General features: G+C 73.4%; 25 protein-coding genes and 1 tRNA gene. 15 read left to right on the forward strand and 11 right to left on the reverse strand.

Annotation, left to right across the window (positions count from 1 at the left end):
• Window positions 1–121 precede the first annotated feature (121 nt).
• Entirely contained in the window at window positions 122–478 is a 357-nt protein-coding gene (locus ACTMTB_RS06425; RefSeq protein WP_088959356.1) for an STAS domain-containing protein, read from the forward strand.
• A 10-nt stretch (window positions 479–488) separates the two neighbouring features.
• On the opposite strand, the gene ACTMTB_RS06430 is transcribed toward ACTMTB_RS06425, so the two are convergent.
• Window positions 489–1,814 carry an MFS transporter gene (locus tag ACTMTB_RS06430; protein WP_441143199.1) on the reverse strand — a complete coding sequence of 442 codons (1,326 nt, stop codon included), beginning with the start codon at window positions 1,812–1,814 and terminating at the stop codon, window positions 489–491.
• Window positions 1,815–1,863: 49 nt separating this feature from the next.
• Between ACTMTB_RS06430 and ACTMTB_RS06435 the strand changes: the two genes are divergently transcribed.
• From ACTMTB_RS06435 to ACTMTB_RS06450, 4 genes are all read left to right on the forward strand, one after another.
• Complete coding sequence (locus ACTMTB_RS06435) at window positions 1,864–2,547, forward strand: FadR/GntR family transcriptional regulator (RefSeq protein WP_441143201.1); 684 nt, start codon at window positions 1,864–1,866, stop codon at window positions 2,545–2,547.
• A gap of 39 nt (window positions 2,548–2,586) precedes the next feature.
• The gene (gene mscL / locus ACTMTB_RS06440) at window positions 2,587–3,060 is read left to right on the forward strand and encodes a large conductance mechanosensitive channel protein MscL (protein WP_441143203.1); all 474 of its coding nucleotides are present in this window, start codon (window positions 2,587–2,589) and stop codon (window positions 3,058–3,060) included.
• 81 nt (window positions 3,061–3,141) lie between these two features.
• Window positions 3,142–3,399 (forward strand): hypothetical protein, encoded by a 258-nt coding sequence (locus ACTMTB_RS06445; RefSeq protein WP_334571193.1) that lies wholly within the window; start codon window positions 3,142–3,144, stop codon window positions 3,397–3,399.
• A gap of 29 nt (window positions 3,400–3,428) precedes the next feature.
• Window positions 3,429–3,803, forward strand: coding sequence for a hypothetical protein (locus ACTMTB_RS06450; protein WP_441143205.1), 375 nt, complete (start codon window positions 3,429–3,431; stop codon window positions 3,801–3,803).
• A gap of 276 nt (window positions 3,804–4,079) precedes the next feature.
• Here the strand turns inward: ACTMTB_RS06450 and ACTMTB_RS06455 are convergent, their stop codons facing one another.
• Complete coding sequence (locus ACTMTB_RS06455; RefSeq protein WP_441143207.1) at window positions 4,080–5,369, reverse strand: benzoate/H(+) symporter BenE family transporter; 1,290 nt, start codon at window positions 5,367–5,369, stop codon at window positions 4,080–4,082.
• 95 nt (window positions 5,370–5,464) lie between these two features.
• Complete coding sequence (locus ACTMTB_RS06460) at window positions 5,465–6,493, reverse strand: LuxR C-terminal-related transcriptional regulator (protein ID WP_441143209.1); 1,029 nt, start codon at window positions 6,491–6,493, stop codon at window positions 5,465–5,467.
• A 63-nt stretch (window positions 6,494–6,556) separates the two neighbouring features.
• Between ACTMTB_RS06460 and ACTMTB_RS06465 the strand changes: the two genes are divergently transcribed.
• From ACTMTB_RS06465 to ACTMTB_RS06475, 3 genes are all read left to right on the forward strand, one after another.
• A complete protein-coding gene (locus ACTMTB_RS06465; protein WP_441143211.1) occupies window positions 6,557–7,276 on the forward strand; it encodes a PP2C family protein-serine/threonine phosphatase in 720 nt (239 codons plus the stop codon).
• 50 nt (window positions 7,277–7,326) lie between these two features.
• Window positions 7,327–8,511: a GNAT family N-acetyltransferase gene (locus ACTMTB_RS06470; protein ID WP_441143213.1), complete on the forward strand. Its 1,185-nt coding sequence runs from the start codon at window positions 7,327–7,329 to the stop codon at window positions 8,509–8,511.
• 565 nt (window positions 8,512–9,076) lie between these two features.
• Window positions 9,077–10,273, forward strand: a complete 1,197-nt coding sequence (locus ACTMTB_RS06475; protein ID WP_441143215.1) for a hypothetical protein — start codon at window positions 9,077–9,079, stop codon at window positions 10,271–10,273.
• Between the two features lie 90 nt (window positions 10,274–10,363).
• On the opposite strand, the gene ACTMTB_RS06480 is transcribed toward ACTMTB_RS06475, so the two are convergent.
• From ACTMTB_RS06480 to ACTMTB_RS06490, 3 genes are all read right to left on the reverse strand, one after another.
• Complete coding sequence (locus tag ACTMTB_RS06480; protein WP_441143217.1) at window positions 10,364–11,446, reverse strand: NAD-dependent epimerase/dehydratase family protein; 1,083 nt, start codon at window positions 11,444–11,446, stop codon at window positions 10,364–10,366.
• 43 nt (window positions 11,447–11,489) lie between these two features.
• Complete coding sequence (locus ACTMTB_RS06485; protein WP_441143218.1) at window positions 11,490–11,783, reverse strand: hypothetical protein; 294 nt, start codon at window positions 11,781–11,783, stop codon at window positions 11,490–11,492.
• Window positions 11,784–11,906: 123 nt separating this feature from the next.
• Window positions 11,907–12,389 (reverse strand): anthrone oxygenase family protein, encoded by a 483-nt coding sequence (locus ACTMTB_RS06490; protein ID WP_441143220.1) that lies wholly within the window; start codon window positions 12,387–12,389, stop codon window positions 11,907–11,909.
• A 146-nt stretch (window positions 12,390–12,535) separates the two neighbouring features.
• On the opposite strand from ACTMTB_RS06490, the gene ACTMTB_RS06495 reads away from it, so the two are divergent.
• Window positions 12,536–12,607, forward strand: a tRNA-Lys gene (locus ACTMTB_RS06495).
• A 106-nt stretch (window positions 12,608–12,713) separates the two neighbouring features.
• Here ACTMTB_RS06495 and ACTMTB_RS06500 read toward each other — a convergent pair.
• On the reverse strand, window positions 12,714–13,340 hold the full coding sequence (locus tag ACTMTB_RS06500) for a MerR family transcriptional regulator (RefSeq protein WP_441143222.1): 627 nt from the start codon (window positions 13,338–13,340) through the stop codon (window positions 12,714–12,716).
• A gap of 81 nt (window positions 13,341–13,421) precedes the next feature.
• Between ACTMTB_RS06500 and ACTMTB_RS06505 the strand changes: the two genes are divergently transcribed.
• Together ACTMTB_RS06505 and ACTMTB_RS06510 are read left to right on the forward strand one after the other, a co-directional pair.
• Window positions 13,422–13,955 carry a DoxX family protein gene (locus ACTMTB_RS06505; RefSeq protein ID WP_441143224.1) on the forward strand — a complete coding sequence of 178 codons (534 nt, stop codon included), beginning with the start codon at window positions 13,422–13,424 and terminating at the stop codon, window positions 13,953–13,955.
• Between the two features lie 42 nt (window positions 13,956–13,997).
• Window positions 13,998–14,405 (forward strand): hypothetical protein, encoded by a 408-nt coding sequence (locus ACTMTB_RS06510; protein ID WP_441144005.1) that lies wholly within the window; start codon window positions 13,998–14,000, stop codon window positions 14,403–14,405.
• A 48-nt stretch (window positions 14,406–14,453) separates the two neighbouring features.
• Here the strand turns inward: ACTMTB_RS06510 and ACTMTB_RS06515 are convergent, their stop codons facing one another.
• The 3 genes from ACTMTB_RS06515 to ACTMTB_RS06525 form a co-directional block, all read right to left on the reverse strand.
• A complete protein-coding gene (locus tag ACTMTB_RS06515) occupies window positions 14,454–14,633 on the reverse strand; it encodes a hypothetical protein (protein ID WP_441143226.1) in 180 nt (59 codons plus the stop codon).
• A gap of 132 nt (window positions 14,634–14,765) precedes the next feature.
• Entirely contained in the window at window positions 14,766–15,017 is a 252-nt protein-coding gene (locus ACTMTB_RS06520; RefSeq protein WP_441143228.1) for a hypothetical protein, read from the reverse strand.
• Window positions 15,018–15,105: 88 nt separating this feature from the next.
• Window positions 15,106–16,377, reverse strand: a complete 1,272-nt coding sequence (locus ACTMTB_RS06525) for an SdrD B-like domain-containing protein (RefSeq protein WP_441143230.1) — start codon at window positions 16,375–16,377, stop codon at window positions 15,106–15,108.
• 219 nt (window positions 16,378–16,596) lie between these two features.
• Between ACTMTB_RS06525 and ACTMTB_RS06530 the strand changes: the two genes are divergently transcribed.
• The 4 genes from ACTMTB_RS06530 (at window position 16,597) to ACTMTB_RS06545 (ending at window position 20,372) form a co-directional block, all read left to right on the forward strand.
• Window positions 16,597–17,025, forward strand: a complete 429-nt coding sequence (locus tag ACTMTB_RS06530) for a hypothetical protein (protein ID WP_441143232.1) — start codon at window positions 16,597–16,599, stop codon at window positions 17,023–17,025.
• 149 nt (window positions 17,026–17,174) lie between these two features.
• Window positions 17,175–18,989: a protein kinase domain-containing protein gene (locus tag ACTMTB_RS06535; RefSeq protein WP_441143234.1), complete on the forward strand. Its 1,815-nt coding sequence runs from the start codon at window positions 17,175–17,177 to the stop codon at window positions 18,987–18,989.
• Window positions 18,986–19,579, forward strand: coding sequence for an FHA domain-containing protein (locus tag ACTMTB_RS06540; RefSeq protein ID WP_218896036.1), 594 nt, complete (start codon window positions 18,986–18,988; stop codon window positions 19,577–19,579). The genes ACTMTB_RS06535 and ACTMTB_RS06540 overlap by 4 nt, the downstream gene beginning before the upstream one ends.
• Before the next feature lie 322 nt (window positions 19,580–19,901).
• On the forward strand, window positions 19,902–20,372 hold the full coding sequence (locus tag ACTMTB_RS06545) for a hypothetical protein (RefSeq protein ID WP_441143236.1): 471 nt from the start codon (window positions 19,902–19,904) through the stop codon (window positions 20,370–20,372).
• On the opposite strand, the gene ACTMTB_RS06550 is transcribed toward ACTMTB_RS06545, so the two are convergent.
• Window positions 20,353–20,838: a GNAT family N-acetyltransferase gene (locus ACTMTB_RS06550; RefSeq protein ID WP_441143238.1), complete on the reverse strand. Its 486-nt coding sequence runs from the start codon at window positions 20,836–20,838 to the stop codon at window positions 20,353–20,355. The genes ACTMTB_RS06545 and ACTMTB_RS06550 overlap by 20 nt on opposite strands.
• Window positions 20,839–20,844 lie beyond the last annotated feature (6 nt).

Raw genomic sequence — 20,844 nt, forward strand, 5'->3', positions numbered from 1 at the left:
CCGGCGACTGGCGCGGTACTTGCCACGAGGCAAAGAAATGATCAGGCACACCGGATCGCACTCCCGTTCTGCGTGTTCGGGCGTTCGTGGGATACCGTTCCACCGATAACAGGAGGTCCGAATGTCCTTGACGGTGCACACGGAACAGCGCGGCGACGTGGTCGTCGTCTCGGTCGCGGGCGAGCTCGACATGGCGACCGCACCGCAGCTGCAGGACCAGATCACCGACCTGCTCGACAAGGGCCGCAGCCGTCTCGTGTTCGACCTGGCCGACGTGTCGTTCTGCGACTCGACCGGCCTGTCGGTCTTCGTGCGCGCGAAGAACAGCTGTGACGAGGCCGGCGGCGTGGTTCGGCTGGCCGCCCCGCAGCGCGGCGTGCTGCGCATCCTCGAGGTCAGCGGTCTGGTCGAGGTGCTGCACACCTACCCGACGGTCGAGCAGGCCGTGGCGGGCGACCCGACACCGGCCTCCTCCTGACCGGTTCTCCTCAGCGCTCGTCCTCGATGAAGCGGGGACGAGCGATCACCATGCCCGCGGTCGTCTGCACGGCCAGCGCGGCGACCAGGAACCCGAGCGGGGCCGTCCAACCTCCGGTCGCCTCGTAGAGGATGCCGACCAGCAGCGGCCCCAGGGCCGCGATCACGTACCCGGTGCTCTGCGCGAAGGCGGACAGCGCCACCGTGCCCTCGGCGGTCCGGGCGCGCAGGCCGATGGTGGTCAGGATCAGCGGGAACGCGCCCTGACCCAGGGCGAGCAGCAGGACCCAGAGCGGCGCGAGGCCGTGCGGCGCCAGGGCCAGACCGAGGTACGCGGCCGCGGAGAAGGCGGTCAGCGCCAGCACCAGCGGTCGTAGCGTCCGCAGCCGGCCGGCCAGGGTCGGCATTCCCAGCGCGACCGGCACGCCGAGCGCGGTCACCCCGGCCAGCAGCAGTCCGGCGGCCTCGGGGCGGTAGCCGGCGTCGCGGAAGAGCTGGGCCAGCCAGCCCATGATCGCGTACCCGCTGAGCGACTGCGCGCCGAAGTAGACAGCCATGGCCCAGCCGAGCCGGGTGCGTTCCGGCCGGATCCGCACCCGCGCGGCGGGGGCCGCCGTCGGGGCCGCGGCCCGCCGGGCGGCGCGGGCCCGCAGCGCCAGCGGCACCCACGGGAGTACGGCCACCGCGGCCAGCCCGGCCCAGACGCCGAGCCCGGCCCGCCAGGAACCGAAGGCGTGCGCGACGGGCACCGCGGAGGCGGCGGCCACCGTCGTGCCCACCGTCAGAGCCATCGTGTACGCCCCGGTGACCAGCCCGGTGCGGTGCGGGAAGTGCTGCTTGACCAGCATCGGCAGCAGGATGTTCGCCACCGCTATGCCGGCCAGCGCGAGCGCGCTGGTGAGCACGAAGACCAGCGCGGAGTCGGTGGCCACCCGGAGCAGCTGCCCCACGGTGAGGGCGAGCATCGCCACCACCAGCACCCGGGCCGGCGGGTAGCGGCGGACCAGCCACGGAGTGAGCGCGCCGAGACCGGCGAAGGCGATCGTCGGCAGGGTGGTGACGAAGCCGGCCATCGTGCCGGAGAGCGCCAGTCCGGTGCGTACCTCGTCGAGGAGGGCGCCCAGGCTGGTCACCGCGGCGCGGAGGTTCAGCGCGACCAGCAGCATCCCGACCAGCACCAGTGCACCGCCGCGGGCCGCCGAGGGCCGGCCGGCCGGGGGCGCGACGGCGGCCGGCGCGGGCCCGGTCGGCACGTCGGCGGTGGGCGCGCCCGGGTCGGCGACGGACCGGTCGGCGGCGGGGGCCTCGGCCTCGGTGCAGGTGGGTGGCGGGGTCATGACCTCGAACCTACAATCATGGGATGAATTCCGGCAGCAGGTGTAACCGGTGACACCCACCGTCGATTCTGTCGCCGTGCCCCCGCGCGGCCACCGGGTACGCCAGACGATCGAGCAGCTCAGGGAGCGGATCCTCGGCGGCGAGTGGCCGGTCGGCGGGCGGATCCCGACCGAACCGCAGCTGGTCGCCGCGCTCGGGGTAGGGCGGAACACCGTGCGCGAGGCGGTCCGCGCGCTGGTGCACGCCGGGGTGCTGGAGTGCCGACAGGGCTCCGGGACGTACGTGGTCTCCACCGACGAACTGGCCCCGGTGGTGGCCCGTCGGCTCACCGACGACCGGATGGCCGAGGTGATCGAGGTCCGGCGCGCCTTCGAGGTGGAGGCCGCCCGGCTGGCCGCGCTGCGCCGTACCCCGGAAGACCTGGCGGCGCTCGACGCGGCGCTCGCCACCCGCGAGGCCGCCTGGCGCTCGGGCCGGGTGGCTGAGTTCGTGGAGGCCGACGCGGCGCTGCACACCACGGTGGTGGCCGCCGCCCACAACGGCATGCTCGCCGAGCTCTACGCCTCGGTCGGTACGGCGCTGCGCAGCACCGTCGCGCACGCCATGGGGGACGCCCTGGAGCCCGAGCGGTACGTCGACCACGGTCGACTCGTCGCCGCGATCCGGGCCGGCGATCCGGCCCGCGCGGCGATCGAGGCCGGTGCTTTTCTGGAGCCGCCCTCCGGGGCATAGGTTGTCCCGGACGCAGAATCGGACAGCACGGGAGTACGGATGCTCAAGGGCTTCAAAGACTTCATCATGCGCGGCAACGTCGTCGACCTCGCGGTCGGTGTCGTCATCGGTGCCGCGTTCACGGGCGTGGTCACGCAACTGACCAAGTCGTTCCTCGAACCGTTGATCCGGGTGATCGTCCTGCTGCTCACCGGCAGCGACGAGGGCCTGGCGGGCACGGCGCCCACGTTCCGGGGGATCGCCTTCGACTGGATCGCCTTCGTCAACGCCGTGATCACCTTCCTGCTCACCGCGGCGGCGCTCTACTTCCTCGTCGTCTTCCCGATGAACCGGCTCGCGGAGCGCCGCAAGCGGGGCGAGGAGCCGCCGCCCTCGGCGCCGAGCGAGGAGGTCAAGCTGCTGACCGAGATCCGGGACGCCCTGGTCGCCGGCGGGCACACCACCCCGGCGCAGCAGCGGGGCGCGCTCGACGACGTGCTCGGTCGGCGTACGGAGCCGCCCGCGCCGCGCTGACGCGACCGCATGCACATCGGCCCCTGTGGGAATCCCACAGGGGCCGTCCCGTGTCGTACACATGTTCGATAGAGTCCCGCCATGGAACAGCGCAAGCACTGGTGGAACGGCAAATGGGGGCGGCTGGCCCGGCGGGACGTCTTCCTCCGGGTGGACGCCGACCGCTGGCACGTCGAGCAGCGGGCCGGCGGTGCGGAGGGCGTCTCCCAGTTCTACGAGTACGGCAGCGCGGAGGAGGCCGAGGAGACCGTCCGGGCCCTGCTGGAGGGGACCGACGGCTGGCGGGAGCTCTCCCCGCGCCCGCCGAGCGCCTGGGCCCCGCCGAGCGGCGGCGTTTAGCGGCGCGCCGGCCCGGGAACCGCCCGGGAATGAAGCAGCAGGGCACCGAGCAGCACGCGGCCATCTCCCGGGTCACCACCGGCATGCGGGTCATCGACACGGCCGGCGTCGAGGTCGGCACCGTCGACCTCGTGCAGCGGGGTGACCCGAACGCGGTGACCGTGCAGGCGCCGACCGCCGACCCGGGCGGCAGCCTCGACGAGCTGATCGAGGCGGCCGCGGTGGAGGAGCCCGACGTGCCCGCCGACCTCGCCGCCCGGCTGCTGCGTACCGGCTACCTCAAGGTCTCCACCGAGCTGGCCCGCACCGGCGCGGTCTACGTGCTGGCCGACCAGATCGCCGCCGTCACCGACGGCCAGGTACGCCTCGCCGTCGGCGTCGGCGACCTTCCCCCAGAGGAGTGACCGCCACTCGCGGTGATGTGCGGACGTGCCGACCGACCGGGCCTCGGGCTGACGCGACCACCACAGGTGTGGTCGACGCGCTATCGACCTGATGACGTGAACGACTCAAGGCCGGTCTCCGGCGTCCGCCCCCCGTGAGTCGTCTACGTCATCAGGTCGGTAGCCAATTCGGTAGGCACTCGGTCCCCGAGGCGGCCCCCGCCCCGACACGCCAGCAGACCCCGGGCGCCACGCTCCGGCGGCCGGAAATGCGCCGCCCCCGGCAGAGCCCTGCGGTCAGCGCCTCGTAGCCTCGGCCGGCGCGGCCGGATTAGACCCGGTCCCGTCCGAGCCGGTGTCGGCCGAGCCGGTCGGACCCGATCCGTTCTCCGCTGCGCGGGCGGGCGCCGACACCGTGGCCGGGGCGGCCGGCGGCGACGCGGCACGCCGGCGGAAGAGCAGCAGCATCAGCCAGCCGGCGAGCAGGCCCCAGAACGCGCCGGCCACCCCGAGCAGGCTCACCCCCGAAGCGGTGACCACGAAGGTCACCACGGCCGCCTCCCGGCTCTCCGGCTCGGCGACCGCCGCGCCGACCGCCGCGGCCAGCGCGCCGAGCAGCGCCAGCCCGGCCACCGCCTCGATCAGCACCGGCGGGGAGAGCAGCACCAGCGCGGTCGCCACCCCCGCTCCCAGCCCGAGCAGCGCCAGCCCCAGGCCGGCGGTGACCGAGGCGATCCAGCGCCGCTCCGGGTCCGGGTGGGCGTCCGGCCCGGCCGCCAGGGCGGCGCTGATCGCCGCGAGGTTCACCGCGTGCCCGCCGAGGGGCGCGCCGAGCGCGCTGGCCAGCCCGGTCACCCGCAGCGCCGCGTTCAGCGGGGGCTGGTAGCCGTAGCCGCGCAGCACCGCCGTACCGGGGACGTTCTGGGCGGCCATGGTGACCAGGAAGAGCGGCAGTGCCAGCCCGACCAGCGCCGGCACGGTGAACGCCGGCGCGGTCAGCTCGACCACCGGCCGGAACCCGCCGACGCCCCCGGCCGGCGAGGTGAGCGCGATCGTCACCGCGGCCACCACCAGCGCCGCCGGCACGGCCCAGCGCCGGGCGAACCGGTGCAGCACCAGCCAGGTGACGATCACCGGTACGGCCAGCCGGGGCACCTCGACCAGCGCCCGCACCGGGGCGGTGCAGAGTGGCAGCAGCACCCCGGCCAGCATCGCCGCCGCTACCGGGCCCGGGATCGCGGCGACCGCCCGACCGAGCACGGGAAAGAGACCCGCGGCGACGATGAGCACCCCGCAGAGCAGGAACGCGCCGACCGCCGCGGGCCAGCCGCCGGGGACCGGGCCGGTGGCGACCAGCAGCGCCGCGCCCGGGGTGGACCAGGCGATCGCGATCGGCATCCGGTGCCGCAGCCCCAGCCAGAGGGCGCAGAGCCCGGACGCCACGCTGACCGCGAGCAGCCCGGAGGCGGCCTGGGCCTCGTCGGCGCCGACCGCCCGCAGCCCCGCCAGCACCACCGTGAACGAACTGGCGAAGCCGACCAGGGCGGTCACCACGCCGGCCAGCACCGGTTGCAGCCGTCCCGCCATTCACCGCACCCCCCGTCGTCGCGGCCACCCTAGCGGCGGCCCACCAGCAGGCCACGCCCGTCCACCGGCCCGCCCACGAGCCGGGAGCCGGCCGCTCAGCCCAGCGGGCGGGACGGGACGCGGTGCCGCACCGCCCACAGCGCCGCCTCCGTGCGCGACGCGGAGCCCGTCTTGCGGAGCAGATTCGACACGTGCACGGTGACCGTGCGGACCGAGATGCCGAGCGCGCGGGCCGCCTGCTTGTTGGACATCCCGGCGACCAGGCAGCCGAGCACCTCCACCTCCCGGCCGGTCAGCTCGGCGTCGGGCGGGGCGGCCGGGCGGGGCGCCGGCGGCCGCAGGTGCTCCGGCAGCGGCCGCTCGGCCAACGCCTCCGGGCCCCGGCCGGCGTGCGCGGCGAGCAGCTCGGTGAGCGCGTACGGGTTGCCGCCGGTGCGTCGCCAGACGGCGGTGGCGATCCGGTCGGTGGGGCGGGTGCCCTCGTACACCTGGGTCAGCACCTCGGCCACCTCGGGCACCCCGAGCGGGCCGAGGTGCTGGCGCACGGCGCCGCGTACCCCGCAGAGCCGGGACAGGACGCGGACGGCGAGGTCCGGCGCGACCGCGTCGGCCGGCGGACGGCTCGCCACCACCAGCAGGGCCGGCAGGTCACCGGCGGTGGCCAGCTCGCCGACCAGGTTGAGGCTGGCCGGGTCGAGGGCGTGCAGGTCCTCCACCACCAGCACCGCCGGGCCGGCGCCGACCAGCCGCCGGACGGTCCGCACGGCCAACCGCAGCAGGGTGCCGGGGGCGTAGCGCTCGCGCGGCGCGGTGGGCTGCTGGGCGAGCCAGGCCAGCGCGTCCGGCGGCAGATCGAGACCGCTGGTGTCGCGGCCGCTGAGCACCGCCGCCAGCCAGTCGTACGGGGCCGGGTCGTGCAGCCGCGCGGCGCCGGACAGGACCACCGCCGGGCGGGGCGAGAAGCCCTCCACCGCCGCCGCGACCAGCAGACTCTTGCCCACCCCGGCCGCCCCGGTGATCACCGTGACGGCCGGCGAGGGACGGCCCGCGTCGACCACGGTGGACCACGCCCGGTCGAGCTCGGCACGCTCGCCGGCGCGTCCGACCATGGACACCGGCATCATTTCTGCCACCCTACGCACTAGTGCGTAGAGACGGATCAAGGGTGTTCTTGGCAAGCTGGTGGCATGACGCTGATCCTCCGCTCGGCCATCCTCAACGACGTCGGCCTGGTCCGCACCAACAACGAGGACTCCGCCCTCGCCGGTGACCGCCTGGTGGCGGTCGCGGACGGCATGGGTGGGCTCCCCGCCGGTGAGGTGGCGAGCGAGATCGTCATCCGCATCCTGGACGAGCTGGTCCCGCCGACCGTCGCCGACGAGGCCGCCGAGGCGCTGCGCGCCGTGGTCGCCACCGCCAACCAACGCATCCGCGCCGCCATCTCCGCCGATCCGACGCGCGACGGCATGGGTACGACGCTGACCACCGGCCTGCTCGCCGGGGACACGCTGGTCCTCGCCCAGGTCGGCGACTCCCGCTGCTACCTGCTGCGCGACGGCGAACTGACCCAGCTCACCCGGGACGACACCTTCGTGCAGGCGCTGGTCGACCAGGGCGCGCTCTCCCCCGACCAGGCCCGGCACCACCCGCAGCGGTCCCTGGTGACCCGCGCCGTGCAGGGCGCGGACGCCCCACCGGCGATCGGGGTGCTGACCATGTTCGTCGGCGACCGGTTGCTGCTGTGCAGCGACGGCCTCTCCGACTACGTGGAGGACGCGGCGATCCACGCCGCGCTGACCACGTACGGCGACCGCCAGCTCTGCGGCGAACAGCTGGTCAAACTCGCCCACCAGGCCGGCGCGCCGGACAACGTCACCGTGGTCGTCTCCGACCTGGCGGAGGGCTGAACCGGACCAATCGGGTTGCGGCGGACCGCCGGCCGGGTTGGGATGGACGAATGCTCATCCGTCGCCTGGCCGCCGAGGAACGCCTGACCACCAGCTTCCCGCTCCAGGCGTACGCCTTCGAGGCATCCCCGCTGAGCAGCGAACGGGTGGAGGCGTTCCACCGGTACCTGCCGTACAACAAGGGCAACCGGACGCTCGTCGTCGACGAGGGCGGCGAGACACAGGCGGCGGCGAGCGCCATCCCGATGCGGCAGAACCTGCGCGGACGGGTGCTGCCGATGGCCGGCGTGGCCGGGGTGGCCACCCACCCGCTGGCCCGCCGGCGGGGTCACGTCCGGGCGCTGCTGCACCAGCTCCTCGACGAGATGCGCGACGAGGGGCACCCGCTGACCGCGCTGTACCCGTTCCGGGCCGGCTTCTACGAGCGCTTCGGCTACGTCGGGCTGCCCCGGGCGCGGACCGCCCGGTTCTCCCCCGCCGACCTGGACCCGCTGCTCCGGGCCGAACTGCCCGGCGAGGTGACCTGGGAGCGGATCGGCGCCGGCTACGCCGGCTACCGGGCCTTCACCGAACGCTGCGTTCGGGAGCGGCACGGCTTCGCGATCTTCCCGGAGTTCCGCGCCGTCGGACTGCGCGACCGCGACGACCGCTGGCTGGTCACGGCCCGGATCGACGGTACGACGATGGGCGCGCTCACCTACCGCATCGACGACCACGGTGGCGAGCTGCAGGGCGACGACCTGCTCGTCACCGACCCGTACGCCCGGGCGCTGCTGTTGCAGTTCCTCGCCCGGCACGTCGACCAGGTCGACCGGATCACGCTCCAGGTCCCCGCCGACGAGCTGCCCGAACTCTGGCTGACCGACCTGGCCGTACACGTCGAGGCGCGGGTCTCCCGCCCGGGGTCACCCGCCCCGATGGCCCGCCTGCTGTCGCTGGACGCGCTCGCCGGCCTCCCCGCCGGCCCGGGCCGGGTCCGGGTCGAGCTGGTCGGCGACCGCTGGCTGGCCGGCACCCACCTGCTCGACGGCACCACCGGCCACCTGGAGCTGACCACCGGCGGCCCGGCGCCGTCGGCGACCCTCACCGCCGCCGGGCTCTCCGCGCTCGCCTACGGGGTCCTGGACCCGGCCGAGGTGGCCGTCCGCGGTCTGGGCTCGATCGCTCCGGACGCCGCAGCCGAACTCCGCCGCCTCTTCCCCCGCGCCCTTCCCTACCTCTTCGCGGACTTCTGATACCGGGCTGGTGGGAGGCGGGGCCTCGGGTCTGCTGGCCGGTTCCGCGCTGGTGATCGGGGCGGTCGTCGGGTACTTCGGCCGGGTGCCCCGCAGGGTCATCGCCACGATCATGGCGTTCGGCGCCGGCGTGCTGCTCTCCGCCGTCTCCTTCGAGCTGATCGCCGAGGCGCACGAGCAGGGTGGACTGATGCCGACCGCGATCGGGGCGGCCGGCGGGGCGCTGGCGTACACCGGGGCGAACGTGCTGCTGGCCCGCCGCGGCGGCAGCACCGGATGCGCTCGGAGGCGGACACGCAGCTTACGGAGCAGGAGATGCCCGGGTCGGGGTCACGGGCTCGATCCACTCCGTTTGCGGCGTGTCGCGCTCTCCCGGAACGGGGACCCCGCGACACGCCGCAAAGCGCGTGGATCAACGCGTGGGCACTGCGGCACACAACTGCGCGCAGCCTGCCGCCTCGCCGCCGGGGAGGCGAGTGGATCGACCGGCGGAGGGCGGTTTAGCGGTGGGTTAAGCCTCGGCGGAGGAATCGCCGCGGACTGCGCGCGCCTCTAGCATCGGCGGGTGCGCGTGAGATCCCTTGTCTGCCTGCTCGCCCTCGGTGTCGCCACCGCCACCCTGCCCGCCTGCGGCGGGAACGGGGACGGCGCGGACCCGGCCGCCGGGTCCACCGTGAAGGCGACCGCCCCGACGGCGAGCCCGTCGGGTGGACCGACGGCCCACAGCGGCCTGGGCGGGCCGGGAAAGAGCCCGTCCCCAAAGCCGTTCCCGTCAACCGGCGCGGTGCTCAAGGCGGGGAACCCGAACGGCGGCGCCACCGTCCCGGCCGAGGCGCGGGCGGTGGACACCTCCCGTCCGACCAGGACGGTGGGCACGGGTACCCCGGCGAGCTGCACCTCGGATGCGGTGGTGCGGGCGGTCGCGGCGGGCGGGATCATCACCTTCGACTGCGGCCCCGACCCGGTGACGATCCGGATGAAGGCCACCGCCAAGGTCCGCAACAAGGCCGGCGCACGGATCGTGCTCGACGGCGGCGGCAAGGTCACCCTCTCCGGCGGGGGCGAGCGGCGCATCCTCTACATGAACACCTGCGACCCTGCGCAGGGCTTCACCACCTCGCACTGCCAGAACCAGGACCACCCGCAGCTCACCGTGCAGAACCTGACCTTCGCCGACGGCAACTCCACCGGCGAGCGGGCCGAGGGCGGCGGGGGCGGCGCGATCTTCGTACGCGGCGGCCGGGTCAAGGTGGTCAACTCCCGCTTCACCGGCAACCGTTGCGACCGGACCGGCCCCGACCTGGGCGGCGCGGCGCTGCGGGTGCTCAGCCAGTACGACAACAAGCCGGTGTACGTGGTGAACAGCACCTTCACCGGCGGGGTCTGCGCCAACGGGGCGGCACTGAGCAGCATCGGCGTCTCCTGGACGGTGCTGAACAGCGTCTTCACCGGCAACAAGGCGGTCGGCAGCGGCGCCAACCCGGCCCGTTCGGGCACCCCCGGCGGCGGCAGCGGCGGCGCGATCTACTGCGACGGCAACGCGTTCACCGTGCGGATCGCCGGCACCCTCATCGAGAACAACCACGCCAACGAGGGCGGCGGCGCGATCTTCTTCGTCAGCAACAACCGCACCGGCACCATGAAGATCGAGCGCTCGACCCTGCGCCGCAACCCCAGCGAAGGCTTCGAGACCCAGGGCCTCCCCGGCATCTTCTTCCTCGGCGCCCACCCACCCACCACCACCTCCTCCCGCCTGAGCTGACCCGCCCGTCGATCATGAAGTTGTTGCCCGCCGCACCGGCGTGCCGTGACAACAACTTCATGATCGACGGCGGCGGGGTGGGAGGACCGGTCAGTAGGGGTTGCCGTGGCCGGGGGGGCGGGACTTGAGGAGGGCGGCGGGGCGGCCGGGCAGGTCGGGGGCGGTGGACATGGGTGGGGCGGTGGTGCCCGCGCGGGCGGCCATGCCGGCGAAGAGGTCCTTCAGGGCGGCGACGGCGTCCACCTTCGGGTGCCAGCCGAGTTCGGTCTCGGCGCGCTCGCTGGACATCAGCGGCGCGTTCAGGGCCAGCTCCACCCAACCGCCGTCGACGGGTTGCAGCCGGAACCGCCAGCTCAGCGCGGCGGCGGCGCGCAGCACCGGGGCGGCCACCGGGATCGTCCAGCCCTTGAAATGCCGGGCCACCAGCTCCGGGGTCAGCACCGGGTCCGCGGCGACGTTGAAGGCGCCGCGCGCCTCACCCAGAACCGCCCTGGCGTACGCGTCGGCGACGTCGTCCGCGTGCACCGCCTGCATCCGCAGCCGGCGGTTCGCGGGTACGACCGGGATGCGCCCGAAGCGCAGCAGCCGGACCGGGGCGAGCGGCCCGAGGAAGTACCGGGCGATCTCGGTGCCCGCGTCGCGCTGGAAGATCAGCCCGGGCCGCAGCCGCACCACCCGCAGCGTCGGATACTCGGACTCGAGGCGGTCGAGCATCGCCTCCACCTCGGCCTTGTCCCGACTGTACGACGATCCGGGTACCCCGGTCGCGGGCCAGCGCTCGCTGATCGGGTGGTCCTTCGGGCCGGGCGCGTACGTGCCGATCGACGAGGCGTACACCAGGCTGGGAACGCCGGCCCGGACGACGCCGTCGATCACCGCGCGGCTGCCGCCGACGTTGGTCCGGTAGAGCGTGCGCTGGTCGTGGCTGGGCTGGATCTGCCAGGCCAGGTGCACGACGGCGTCGGCCCCGGCGAAGAGCGCGGCGAGCTTCCCGTCCGCGCCCGGCGCCCCGATGTCGCAGGAGTGCCACTCCACCCGGTCGTACGGCTCACCGGCGTCCGGGCCGGGCAGCCGCCGGGCCACGCCGACCAGTTCCAGCCCCGACTCCGGGCGCAGCCGGCGCAGCAGCGCGGTCCCCACGTTGCCGCTGGCACCCACGATGACGATCCGCATGCGGCTGCCGTACCCGTTGAACCGGACTCCAACCCCGCACCGGTCAGGGGCGGGGCGACTGGCGTACCCAGCTCTTCTCCTGCTTGCGGCGGCCCTGGGTGGCGGCCAGGCAGCGCGGGCAGATGGAGCCGACCGGGTCGGCCTCGGTGAGCACGTCGGTCGAGGTGTAGTCGAACGGCACGTGCGGGAAGCGGCGCAGCCGGGTGCGGCTGAGCTGGAGCCCGCAGACGGTGGAGTTCTGGCCGGGCTGCCACGCGTGCACCTCACCGCCCGGCGCCCGTGCCCCGTCCGGGCCGGTCGCCTCGCTCGACGCCGCCACGGCCGGGGTGCTGCTCATCCTCATCCCGTCCCGATTCCCCACTCCCGCCGTTTCAGACCCGCCCGGTTGATCGACTCCGTGTCGCCGACATCGCGCCGTCCCACCCACCCGGACACCGCCACCTCGCCGACCCGGAGTCGATCACCCGGCGCGCCGGGACACCAGCGCGGCCACCAGGCAGGCGAAGGCGGCGACGTTGGTGACCGTGCGGGCCAGATTCCACCGCACCCAGGTCGCCTCGAAACTCTCCCGCACCGCCGCCAGGTCGGCGATCCGGTCCACCGGCCCCGCCGCGTCCAGCCGGTCGTTGAGCGGCACGTTGCACCGCATGGTGATCAGCAGCGTCGCGCCGTAGAGCACCAGCGCCGCGACCGTCCAGGCCAGCACCGGGCCGCCGGCGGTGAGGTGCAGCGCCACCGCCAGGGCGATCAGCAGCACCGCGCCGAGGAAGGCCGCCAGGAACCAGCCGTTGAGGATGCGCCGGTTGATCGACTGCATGGTCCCGACGAAGGTCCGGTCGTCGACCGCGGCCAGGCCCGGCATGACCGAACACGAGTACGCGAAGAAGAGCCCCGCCATGAGTCCGGTGACTCCGGTGGCGGCGGCGAGGGCGATCGTTCTCATGCCTGTCAGCCTCGCCCGGCGCGCCTTCTGTTGACCATGGTCGAGAGGCTCGGGGGCATGCGTGGGCGTCTGGGTGCGCGGGGCATCGACGGGCGGCCGGAAGCCGGAAGGCCTCGCCGGCCAAGGTCCGGTAGCCTGAGGGCTCGGGGCCGCTAGCTCAATGGCAGAGCTGTGGACTTTTAATCCATAGGTTCAGGGTTCGAGTCCCTGGCGGCCCACAACTCGCACCATTGCGCAGAGGGTGCCGGCGTCCGTAATTCGCCCGAGTCCCCTCCTCGCTGCGCCTGTCAGCCCTCATCCTCGTGTCGTGTTCCGACCAGCCGCCTACTTCAGGCGCCGGGACGAGATGTTCTCCTGAGCCAACAGTCGCAGCGACGCGACGAGGTTCTCGCCGAGGATGGTTCCGATCACCACGCTCTCGGCGACCTGGTCGGGATCGGTCCGGGAGGCGACCGCGGCGACCTCCAGTTCGGTGAACCGCTCAACCGCCTCCGCGTAGGGGTCCAGGAGGTCGACCAGGTGATCCTGGCCGAGTGATCGCAGGACGCTGATGGTTTCGACCAGGGTGGCGATCGCAGGTGAGTCCGGCTCGACGGCCCAGCCTCGCCGTTGGATGAGTTCCCGCACCTGCACAGCGGCGGCCATGCGTTCGCTGTCGCCTGCGGTCAGTTGCCGACTCGGGGTGATGGCCCGGTGCACCACCCCGATCCTTTCGTGCAGGGACAGGGTGTCGGAATCGAGCGCTTCCAGCACGGCTCTGACTCGGGCCACGGGAACCTGGGCCAGGTCGATCATGGCTCGGATCAGGCGAAGTCGATTCAGGTGATGCTCGTCGTAGCTGGCCTGGTTGGGGCTGGTCAGCTCGCCGGGCGGCAACAGTCCCTCCCGCAGGTAGTACTTGATCGTCGGTACCGCAACCCCTGACTGCCGACTCAGCTCCGCGATGCGCATCCCTTGACTTCCCCTCTTCCCTGATGGAGAGTAGCACTATCCATAAGCAGATAGCTGCGCTATCCATTGAGAGAGAAGATCATGCTCGAAGTGATTCTGGTGATGGCCCTGCTGGGCTTCCGCCTACTGGGTGCGCTCGGTGTGCGTCGGTTCGCCACCTGGGCGGCCAGCGCGGCACACGCGATGGCGGTCATGCTCGTCGTCACCGCGTCCGCGCATTTCGTGCCGCCGAGCGTCACGGTGATGCCGAACCACGCCGACCTGGTCCGGATGGTGCCGCCAGTCGTGCCGTTCGCCGATGCGATGGTCTACCTGACCGGCGTGCTGGAGCTGCTGGGCGCCGCGGGCCTGGTGTTTACCGCAACCCGCTGGGCGGCCGGAATCAGCCTTGCCGCGCTCTATGTGCTCCTGCTTCCGGCGAACGTCTACGCCGCCGTCAACGATGTGCCGTTCAACGGGGGCGAGCCGACTCCGCTGTGGCTGCGAATCCCACAGCAGGTCCTCTACATCGCCATCGCTGTCTGGGTGGCCCGATCGGCCGACAGCACCGTTGCCCGACGCGTCCTGCGCCTGCCGCGCTCCGGCGTCGCAAGATCAGCGACCGTTGCCCGATAGCCCCTCGTCAAGCTGATCGGAAAGGAGTTCGCCGTGCAGACCATGGCCCTCAGTACCGAGTCCCGCATGATCGCCGGGGTGGTTCTCCTCACCATCGTCACCATCGAGGTCGGCGGCTGGTTCATGACCCGAATCGCCCGGGGCGCCGTGCCGATGACCGACTTCCAGCGGTCCTTCGCGCGCGCCGGGCACGGCCATGCCGGCGTACTGGTGATCCTGAGCCTGGTCGGCCTGCTCTATGCGGACGCCACGGGCCTCACCGGCGCCTTGCTGTGGATCGCCCGGTTGGGATTGCCCGTCGCCGCGATCCTGATGCCCGCCGGATTCTTCGCCTCTTCCGCCGGCAGGAACGCCACCGGACCCAACAGACTCGTCTGGGTGCTGTGGATCGGCGCGCTCTCCCTGACCGCGGGTGTGATCAGCCTCGGCGTCGGGCTGCTGACCGCCTGACGAGAACCCAGCGCAGGAGTTCGGGTAGCCGGGTTCCGGCTATCACTCCTACCCCCACTCCCGGCGCACCGGAGGCTCCTCCGGCTCCTCGTGCGGAGGCTCGGTGTCTTTCGTCTCGACCTGCTCCTCCCGCTCGACCCGGGGCGGCAGTTTGCCGAACCTGTCGTGTCGCTGGGCTTTGAACTCCTCGTCCGCCGCCCGGTCATCGCCTTCTCGGTCCTCGCTCATCGCCGACCCCCCTCGTCGAGTCCCATTGTCCCCGCCAAGGCAGTCAGAGGTGCGTAGAGCTGGTGTCGCAGATCCTGATACCGAGATGTCGCGCAGATCCCGAGACCGGACAGGCCGAGACGACGGCACCGCTCAGCCGAGCCAGAGAGCGGAAACGATGACGAGCACGGCCAGCACGATCAGGACCGCGAGCAGCGCCCCGTTGCCCCGGGTCGGTCCGGACCGGATCATCCCGTCGGCGAACCGCGAGAAGTCCTGGACCTGCCCGGCGGCCGTCAGCCCGACCGTCTCCTCCACCTCCGGCAGCGGCGGCGGCCCCGACACCGGCTGGGTCTCGTAGCGCGGCTCGATCCGGGGCGGCAACTGCCGGTAGCGGTCGTCCATGGCTCCGAGTGTCGGCTCCGTGTCAAGCAGAGCGGGGCCCTGAACGGGCGCGGAGCGCGCCGGCCAGGGCCCCGGGGTGATACGCGGATCAGCCGACGTTGACCAGGCCGATGTCGAGGACCTTCTCGTCGCCCTGCGCCAGGAAGACGTGCTCGGACTGGGCCTCCTGCCACTCCGGCGTGTCATAGGTGAGGACGACGTCGGAGTCGATGGCGTCGTCGCCGGCGTCCGGGGTGGTGAACCGGTGGGTGGTCGGAGTCAGACCCGCCAGCAGTTGGTACTGCCCGTCGTGCAGCGCCAGCCGGTAGGTGCCGTCGGCGTTCACCGTGACGCTGCGCGCGAAGCTGTCGACCGGCTGCACCGACAGGCTGAGCTCGCCGGTCGGCGCCGCGCCCTCGTCGGCGTCGCGCTGGCCGTCGGCGTCCGCGTCCAGCCAGACCCGCCCGGTGAGGTACGCCGGGGTGCCGTACACGTAGCCGCCCTCGTGCACGTTGCCCCACTGGTCCTCGTCGGGCGTGCTGGTGGAGACGGTGACGGTCACCGGCAGCGGGTCACCGGGCTGCCCGCCGGGCGGGACCTGGCCGCTGAAGGAGAGCACCTTGGTCTGCTCCCCCGGCGCCAGCGGGCCGGTCACGCACTCCCACTCCTGTCGCTCGACGACGGTGGTGCACTGCCAGGACGGGTCGGACTGGTCGCCGACGCCCCAGAGGAGCCCGGCCTGGGCGACCACCCGGACGTGGACGTCCTCCGCCGTCCGGGTGCCGGCGTTGGCGACATGCATCGGGTGCTTGACCCAGTCCCCCTCGATCACCTCGTAGCCGGGGATCTGGGACACGCCGGTCACGTAGAGGTCGGGGTAGGAGACGGTGGCGTCGTAGGTCACCGTCCGGGTGGCCGAGTTGTTCCGGGTGCTCGACTCCCGGCTGGTCGTGGTGACCGTGGCGGTGATGTCCCCCGTCTGGCCGTCGGTGCCTGGCCGGAACTGGATGAAGAAGTTGAACGGGTCAGCGGTCTGCCCCGGGGCCAGGGCCGCGTGGGTGCAGACCAACCGGGGGCTCAGCGCCGAGCACTGCCAGCTGCCCCCCAGCGGCCCCTCGCCGCCGACGTACGCGTTGGCCGGAAGGTCGACCGTCACGGTGATGCCGTCCCCGGTCGCGACCCCCGCGTTTGCGACTGTGATGTCCGTCTTGACGGCCTCGCCCTGCACGGGGATGCGCGAACGGTCGACGGTGAGGCCGACCGTGAGGTCCGCCCGCTCCGGGGCGGCCGACGCGGGGCTCGCGACGGCCACCGAGCCGAGGGTGGTGGAGAGGGCGACCAGCGCGAGAGCCGCGCCGGATCGTCTGTGGAGGATGCGCATGCAACTCCCTGTTCGAAGCTGACGGTGCTCCTGATCCGAGCACCTCGGTGATCGGGCCGCAGGCAAGATCACCGATGCTTCCGAGCAACAGGCGATGTGGACGCTCCGGGCGTTACGCGCCGTGAGGGGAGGAAATGGTCGCCGCTTCGTCACCTGTCGGCGGCGCCCGGACCCTGGTTTTCTCAGCGGGGAAAGATCACCAGAGAGAGCAGGGCTGACATGTCGATCCTCCGCCGTTCCCTCGCCGCCACGGGCGCGATCCTCGCCGCCGGCGCCGTCGCGCTGGTCGACGCGTCGCCGGCGCTGGCCAGCACGCCGTCGAGCTGCGCCAGCGTCCGCCAGATCGGCACCACCCGGGTGCTCACCGTCGGTGGCATGCAGGCGGCCTCGGTCAAGCAGTACTACGGCTGCGGCTACAACTACGCCTACATCTACGTCTGGGAGCAGTACCGCAACACCCACTCCAACTGGGACCTCTACGTCCACGTGATCAACGAGTCGGACAGCGGCACCGACTACGGCGTGGGCCGGCTGAGCGACACCACCCGCGCCGAGCTGTGGGGCGCGCCCGCCAACACGGCGTCGTACTGCACCCACGTGACGGGCTACCTCAACAGCACGGGTGGTTCGACCAGCACCGTCTGCTGACCGCTGATCCACGACGCGGCCCGCCGGAGACAGCCGGCGGGCCCGTCCGGGCGTCCCGCACCGCAGCGAGGGCGCCCCACCACGGGAAGTGTCCTGCAGTGCGAACGGCCGACACCGCGCTGGCGACCCATCGGTAGCATTCAGCGGCGATGGTCCACAGCGAGCAGTCGGTGACGCACGGCCCGGGCACCACCCTCGGAATCGACGGCTGCACCGACGCCGTCGAGGTGGGGCGGGGCGGCTTCGGCGTCGTCTACCGGGCCTGGCAGCCCGACTTCGCCCGCTGGGTGGCGGTCAAGGTGCTCGCCGCCGACTGGCACGGCCCGTCCCGCGCCCGCTTCGAGCGGGAGCTGCGGATGCTGGGCCGGCTCTCCGACCACCCGCACATCGTCACGCTGCACCAGGCCGGCCGCACCGCCGCCGGCAACCCGTACCTCCTGATGGCGTACGAGGAGGGCGGCTCGCTGGGTGACCGGCTGCGCGGCGGCGCGGCCGGCGACTGGCGCGAGGCGGTCACCGGGGGCATCGCGGTGGCCGGTGCGCTGGAGACCGCGCACCGCGCGGGCGTGCTGCACCGCGACGTCAAACCCGAGAACATCCTGATCTCCGGGTACGGCGAGCCGAAGCTGGCCGACTTCGGGCAGGCCCGGCCCCGCTCGGCCCGCCCGACCGGCACGGACGGGAGGGTGACCGCGAGCGTGCTGCACGCCGCGCCGGAGGTGCTGCGCGGCGAGCCCCCATCGGTGGCCGCCGACGTCTACGCGCTCGCCTCGACCGTGCTGCACTGGATCCGCGGCGCCCCGCCCTTCGCGCCCGACGACGGCGAGTCGGTGGACTCGCTGCTGCGCCGGATCGCCGTCGACCCGGTGCCGGACCTGCGCGCGCTCGGCGTACCCGACGGGGTGTGCGCGGCGTTGGAGCGCGCGCTGGCCAAGGATCCGGCGCGGCGGCCCGCGACGGCCGCCGCGTTCGCCGAGGAGCTGCGGGCGGCGCAGGTGGCGGCGGGCCTGCCGATGAGCCCGTTCGTCCTCGGCGGCCCGGGTGGTGACCCCGCCGGGCCGTGGCCGCCGCATCCCGCCGACGAGGCCACGCCCCTGTCGCTTTCCGACCGCCGCCGGGCCGCCCTGGCGCTGTCGGCCACCGTCACGCGCCGGCCGTCACGGGTACGCCGGCACGCGCTGACCCGCTCGCTCGGGCTGCTCGTCGCCCTGGCGACGGTGCTGGCCGCCGGCGGGTCGCGGGCGCTGCCCACGCCCGCCCCGGTGGAGCTGCCGGCCCAGGTGCCCTTCGGCGAGCTGGAACTCAACGCCGAGTCGCCCGAGCAGGTGGTGGCGGTCGGCAACCGCGCGGACCGGCCGGTGCGGTTGACCGGGTTGACGCTGACCGGGCCGTCCCGGAGCGAGCTGCGGATCGTCGCGGACGGGTGCACCACCCGACCGCTCGCGCCGGGCGACCGGTGCGCGGTGCGGCTGGTCGCCGTCCTACGCGCCGCCGGGCCGATCCGGGCGTCGCTCGAGCTGACCGTGGACGGCCGGCGGCTCGCCACCCCGGTCGTCGGCACCGGCCGACCCCGGTCCGCCAGCCGGGACGACGCGCCGCCCGGCCCCTGCTACGCCGACGCCTACCAGGTCGGCGCGTCCGCGTACGGGCACGCGGGCGGGCTGCGGGCGATCTCCGTCAAGCAGTACTGGTCGCCGAGCTGCCGGGCCACGATGGCGTACGTCTGGGTGTGGAAGCAGTACCGGGACAACGCGGCCACCGGCGGCGGCACCTGGACCGTCGACCTGGGGGTACGCGCCGACCGGCCCACGACCGCACGGCAGCGCGCGGTCGGGCAGCCGTACGAGCTGTGGACCGAGCCGTACCCGTCGGCGGGGCGGTGCACCACGGCGACGGCGACGGTCACCGCCGACCGGTCGAAGGTGGCCACCACCGCGACCACCGAGCCCTGGTGCGACCGGTGACCGCCGGATACCTCGAGGTCCACGGGGTGGGCGCGGTCCGGCTGGTGCCGCTGACCACCGACGCGTTGACCATCGGCCGGGCGCCCGGCAACGAGCTGCCCATCGACAGCAAACTGGTCTCCCGGCTGCACGCCCTGGTGGAACGGTTCCCGTCCGGCTGGACGATCCGCGACCTGGGCAGCACCAACGGCACCACCGTCAACGGCGCCGCGGTGCGGGAGGCCCGGCTGCTGCGCGACGGCGACCGGGTGGAGATCGGCCCGGCCCGGCTGCTGTTCCGCGCGCCGGCGGAACTCACCGGCACCCGGACGGTGGGCGTCGAACCGCCGCCGGCGCCCCCGGCGCTGACCCGGCGGGAACAGGAGTTGGTCGAGGTGCTCTGCCGCCCGTACGTCGAGGGCGGCACCGCCTTCCCCGAGCCGCCCACCGTGCGGGCGCTGGCCACCGCACTCGGCGTCAGCGAGAGCGCCGTGAAGAAGCACCTGACCAACCTGTACGACAAGTTCGGGCTGGTCACCAACGACGAGCGGCGCCGCTCCCGGCTGGCCGGCGAGGCGGTGCGCCGGGGAGCGGCGGGGCTGCCCGGCTGACGTACGCGTGCCCTCCGGACCACGTCGCACGCGGCCCGGAGGGCACACCCCCCTGTTTCCTCCAGGCGTGTCGCGCCCCCGCGAAGGGTCCGACGAGGTCGCCGGCGCACGCCTCCCCGGTGCGCCGGGCGCCGGGCCGGAGGACGTGGCCGACAGCGCCCACCAGGAATCACACCAGGCCGGGCGGCCCGCCGACAGGTGTCCGAACGGGGAGGGTTTCCGCCCGCGAGCGCTACGCTGACCAGTCGTGTCGGTGATCTGGCTGCAGTGCGCCGGCGGCTGCCGTACGACGGGGGCACGACCGTCGCCGAGGAGGTACGCGATGACCCGTCAGCGGGAGACCGTCGAGGTCGATCCGGTCCTGTTCCGAGCCGTGTACGACTCGCCCGCGGCGCTGCCCGGACGGCACCGGTGGGTCACCCCGGAACACGACGTGCGCCGGATCGAGAAGCTGCTCGGGATGCCGCCGGCGAGCATCGGGGCGCCGCTCTGGGTCAGCGGTGACGAGCCGGACTGTCCGAAGTGCGGCCGCCGGCAGACCTGGTTGGACATCATCTCCTCGGCGCTGAAGGGCGTGCACGACAAGGCGATGATCGCCACCGTCATCCTCGGCGACCGCAAGTACGTCAACACCGAGGTGCCGGACGGGATCGCCGGGGTGCACTGCGTCGACTGCCACACCCCGGTCGAGGGGCTGCGCAGCTTCAAGTGCCACAACTGGGCGTACGCCTTCGAGGCGCTGGAGGCGGTGCGGGAGCGGATGGCGAACGGGGTCAGCCGGCCAGTTCCCTGACGTGACGCAGCCCGGGCTGGCCGTCGAGCAGCACCTCACCGACCGGCGTGAAACCGGCCCGGCGCAGCACCGCCAGCGAGCCGGCGTTGTCCAGCGTCGCCGAGGCGGTCAGCCGGATCAGCCCGTACGCGTCGCGGGCCAGGTCGCACACCTGCCGTACACCGGCGGTGGCCAGGCCGCGCCCGGCGGCCCGTTCGGCGACCCGGTAGCCCAGGTCGGCCGCGCCGTCAGCGACGTCGACCAGGTTGAACCGGCCCAGCACCTCACCGTCGTCGTCGACCAGGAGGTGGAAGTGGCAGCGGCCGGTCTCCTGCTCGGCGAGCAGTGCCGCGTGCCGGGCGTCGAACCGCGCGAAGTAGTCGTCACCCCGGTCGGGCACGCTACGGGCGAAGTACGCCCGGTTCGCCCGCTCGAACTCCAGCAGCGCGGGAGCGTGGTCGGGCGTCAGGCGCTGGAGTGCGGGCACCCGCGC

The sequence above is a fragment of the Micromonospora sp. L32 genome (assembly GCF_052068055.1).
Lineage (GTDB): Bacteria > Actinomycetota > Actinomycetes > Mycobacteriales > Micromonosporaceae > Micromonospora > Micromonospora purpureochromogenes.

Bases quoted from the DNA above. Each gene is read 5' to 3' on its own strand.
- ACTMTB_RS06425 (WP_088959356.1), top strand. From the start codon at position 122: ATGTCCTTGACGGTGCACACGGAACAGCGCGGCGACGTGGTCGTCGTC.
- ACTMTB_RS06430 (WP_441143199.1), bottom strand. From the start codon at position 1,814: ATGACCCCGCCACCCACCTGCACCGAGGCCGAGGCCCCCGCCGCCGAC.
- mscL (WP_441143203.1), top strand. From the start codon at position 2,587: ATGCTCAAGGGCTTCAAAGACTTCATCATGCGCGGCAACGTCGTCGAC.
- ACTMTB_RS06445 (WP_334571193.1), top strand. From the start codon at position 3,142: ATGGAACAGCGCAAGCACTGGTGGAACGGCAAATGGGGGCGGCTGGCC.
- ACTMTB_RS06450 (WP_441143205.1), top strand. From the start codon at position 3,429: ATGAAGCAGCAGGGCACCGAGCAGCACGCGGCCATCTCCCGGGTCACC.
- ACTMTB_RS06455 (WP_441143207.1), bottom strand. From the start codon at position 5,369: ATGGCGGGACGGCTGCAACCGGTGCTGGCCGGCGTGGTGACCGCCCTG.
- ACTMTB_RS06460 (WP_441143209.1), bottom strand. From the start codon at position 6,493: ATGATGCCGGTGTCCATGGTCGGACGCGCCGGCGAGCGTGCCGAGCTC.
- ACTMTB_RS06465 (WP_441143211.1), top strand. From the start codon at position 6,557: ATGACGCTGATCCTCCGCTCGGCCATCCTCAACGACGTCGGCCTGGTC.
- ACTMTB_RS06470 (WP_441143213.1), top strand. From the start codon at position 7,327: ATGCTCATCCGTCGCCTGGCCGCCGAGGAACGCCTGACCACCAGCTTC.
- ACTMTB_RS06480 (WP_441143217.1), bottom strand. From the start codon at position 11,446: ATGCGGATCGTCATCGTGGGTGCCAGCGGCAACGTGGGGACCGCGCTG.
- ACTMTB_RS06485 (WP_441143218.1), bottom strand. From the start codon at position 11,783: ATGAGCAGCACCCCGGCCGTGGCGGCGTCGAGCGAGGCGACCGGCCCG.
- ACTMTB_RS06490 (WP_441143220.1), bottom strand. From the start codon at position 12,389: ATGAGAACGATCGCCCTCGCCGCCGCCACCGGAGTCACCGGACTCATG.
- ACTMTB_RS06500 (WP_441143222.1), bottom strand. From the start codon at position 13,340: ATGCGCATCGCGGAGCTGAGTCGGCAGTCAGGGGTTGCGGTACCGACG.
- ACTMTB_RS06505 (WP_441143224.1), top strand. From the start codon at position 13,422: ATGCTCGAAGTGATTCTGGTGATGGCCCTGCTGGGCTTCCGCCTACTG.
- ACTMTB_RS06510 (WP_441144005.1), top strand. From the start codon at position 13,998: ATGGCCCTCAGTACCGAGTCCCGCATGATCGCCGGGGTGGTTCTCCTC.
- ACTMTB_RS06515 (WP_441143226.1), bottom strand. From the start codon at position 14,633: ATGAGCGAGGACCGAGAAGGCGATGACCGGGCGGCGGACGAGGAGTTC.
- ACTMTB_RS06520 (WP_441143228.1), bottom strand. From the start codon at position 15,017: ATGGACGACCGCTACCGGCAGTTGCCGCCCCGGATCGAGCCGCGCTAC.
- ACTMTB_RS06525 (WP_441143230.1), bottom strand. From the start codon at position 16,377: ATGCGCATCCTCCACAGACGATCCGGCGCGGCTCTCGCGCTGGTCGCC.
- ACTMTB_RS06530 (WP_441143232.1), top strand. From the start codon at position 16,597: ATGTCGATCCTCCGCCGTTCCCTCGCCGCCACGGGCGCGATCCTCGCC.
- ACTMTB_RS06535 (WP_441143234.1), top strand. From the start codon at position 17,175: ATGGTCCACAGCGAGCAGTCGGTGACGCACGGCCCGGGCACCACCCTC.
- ACTMTB_RS06545 (WP_441143236.1), top strand. From the start codon at position 19,902: ATGACCCGTCAGCGGGAGACCGTCGAGGTCGATCCGGTCCTGTTCCGA.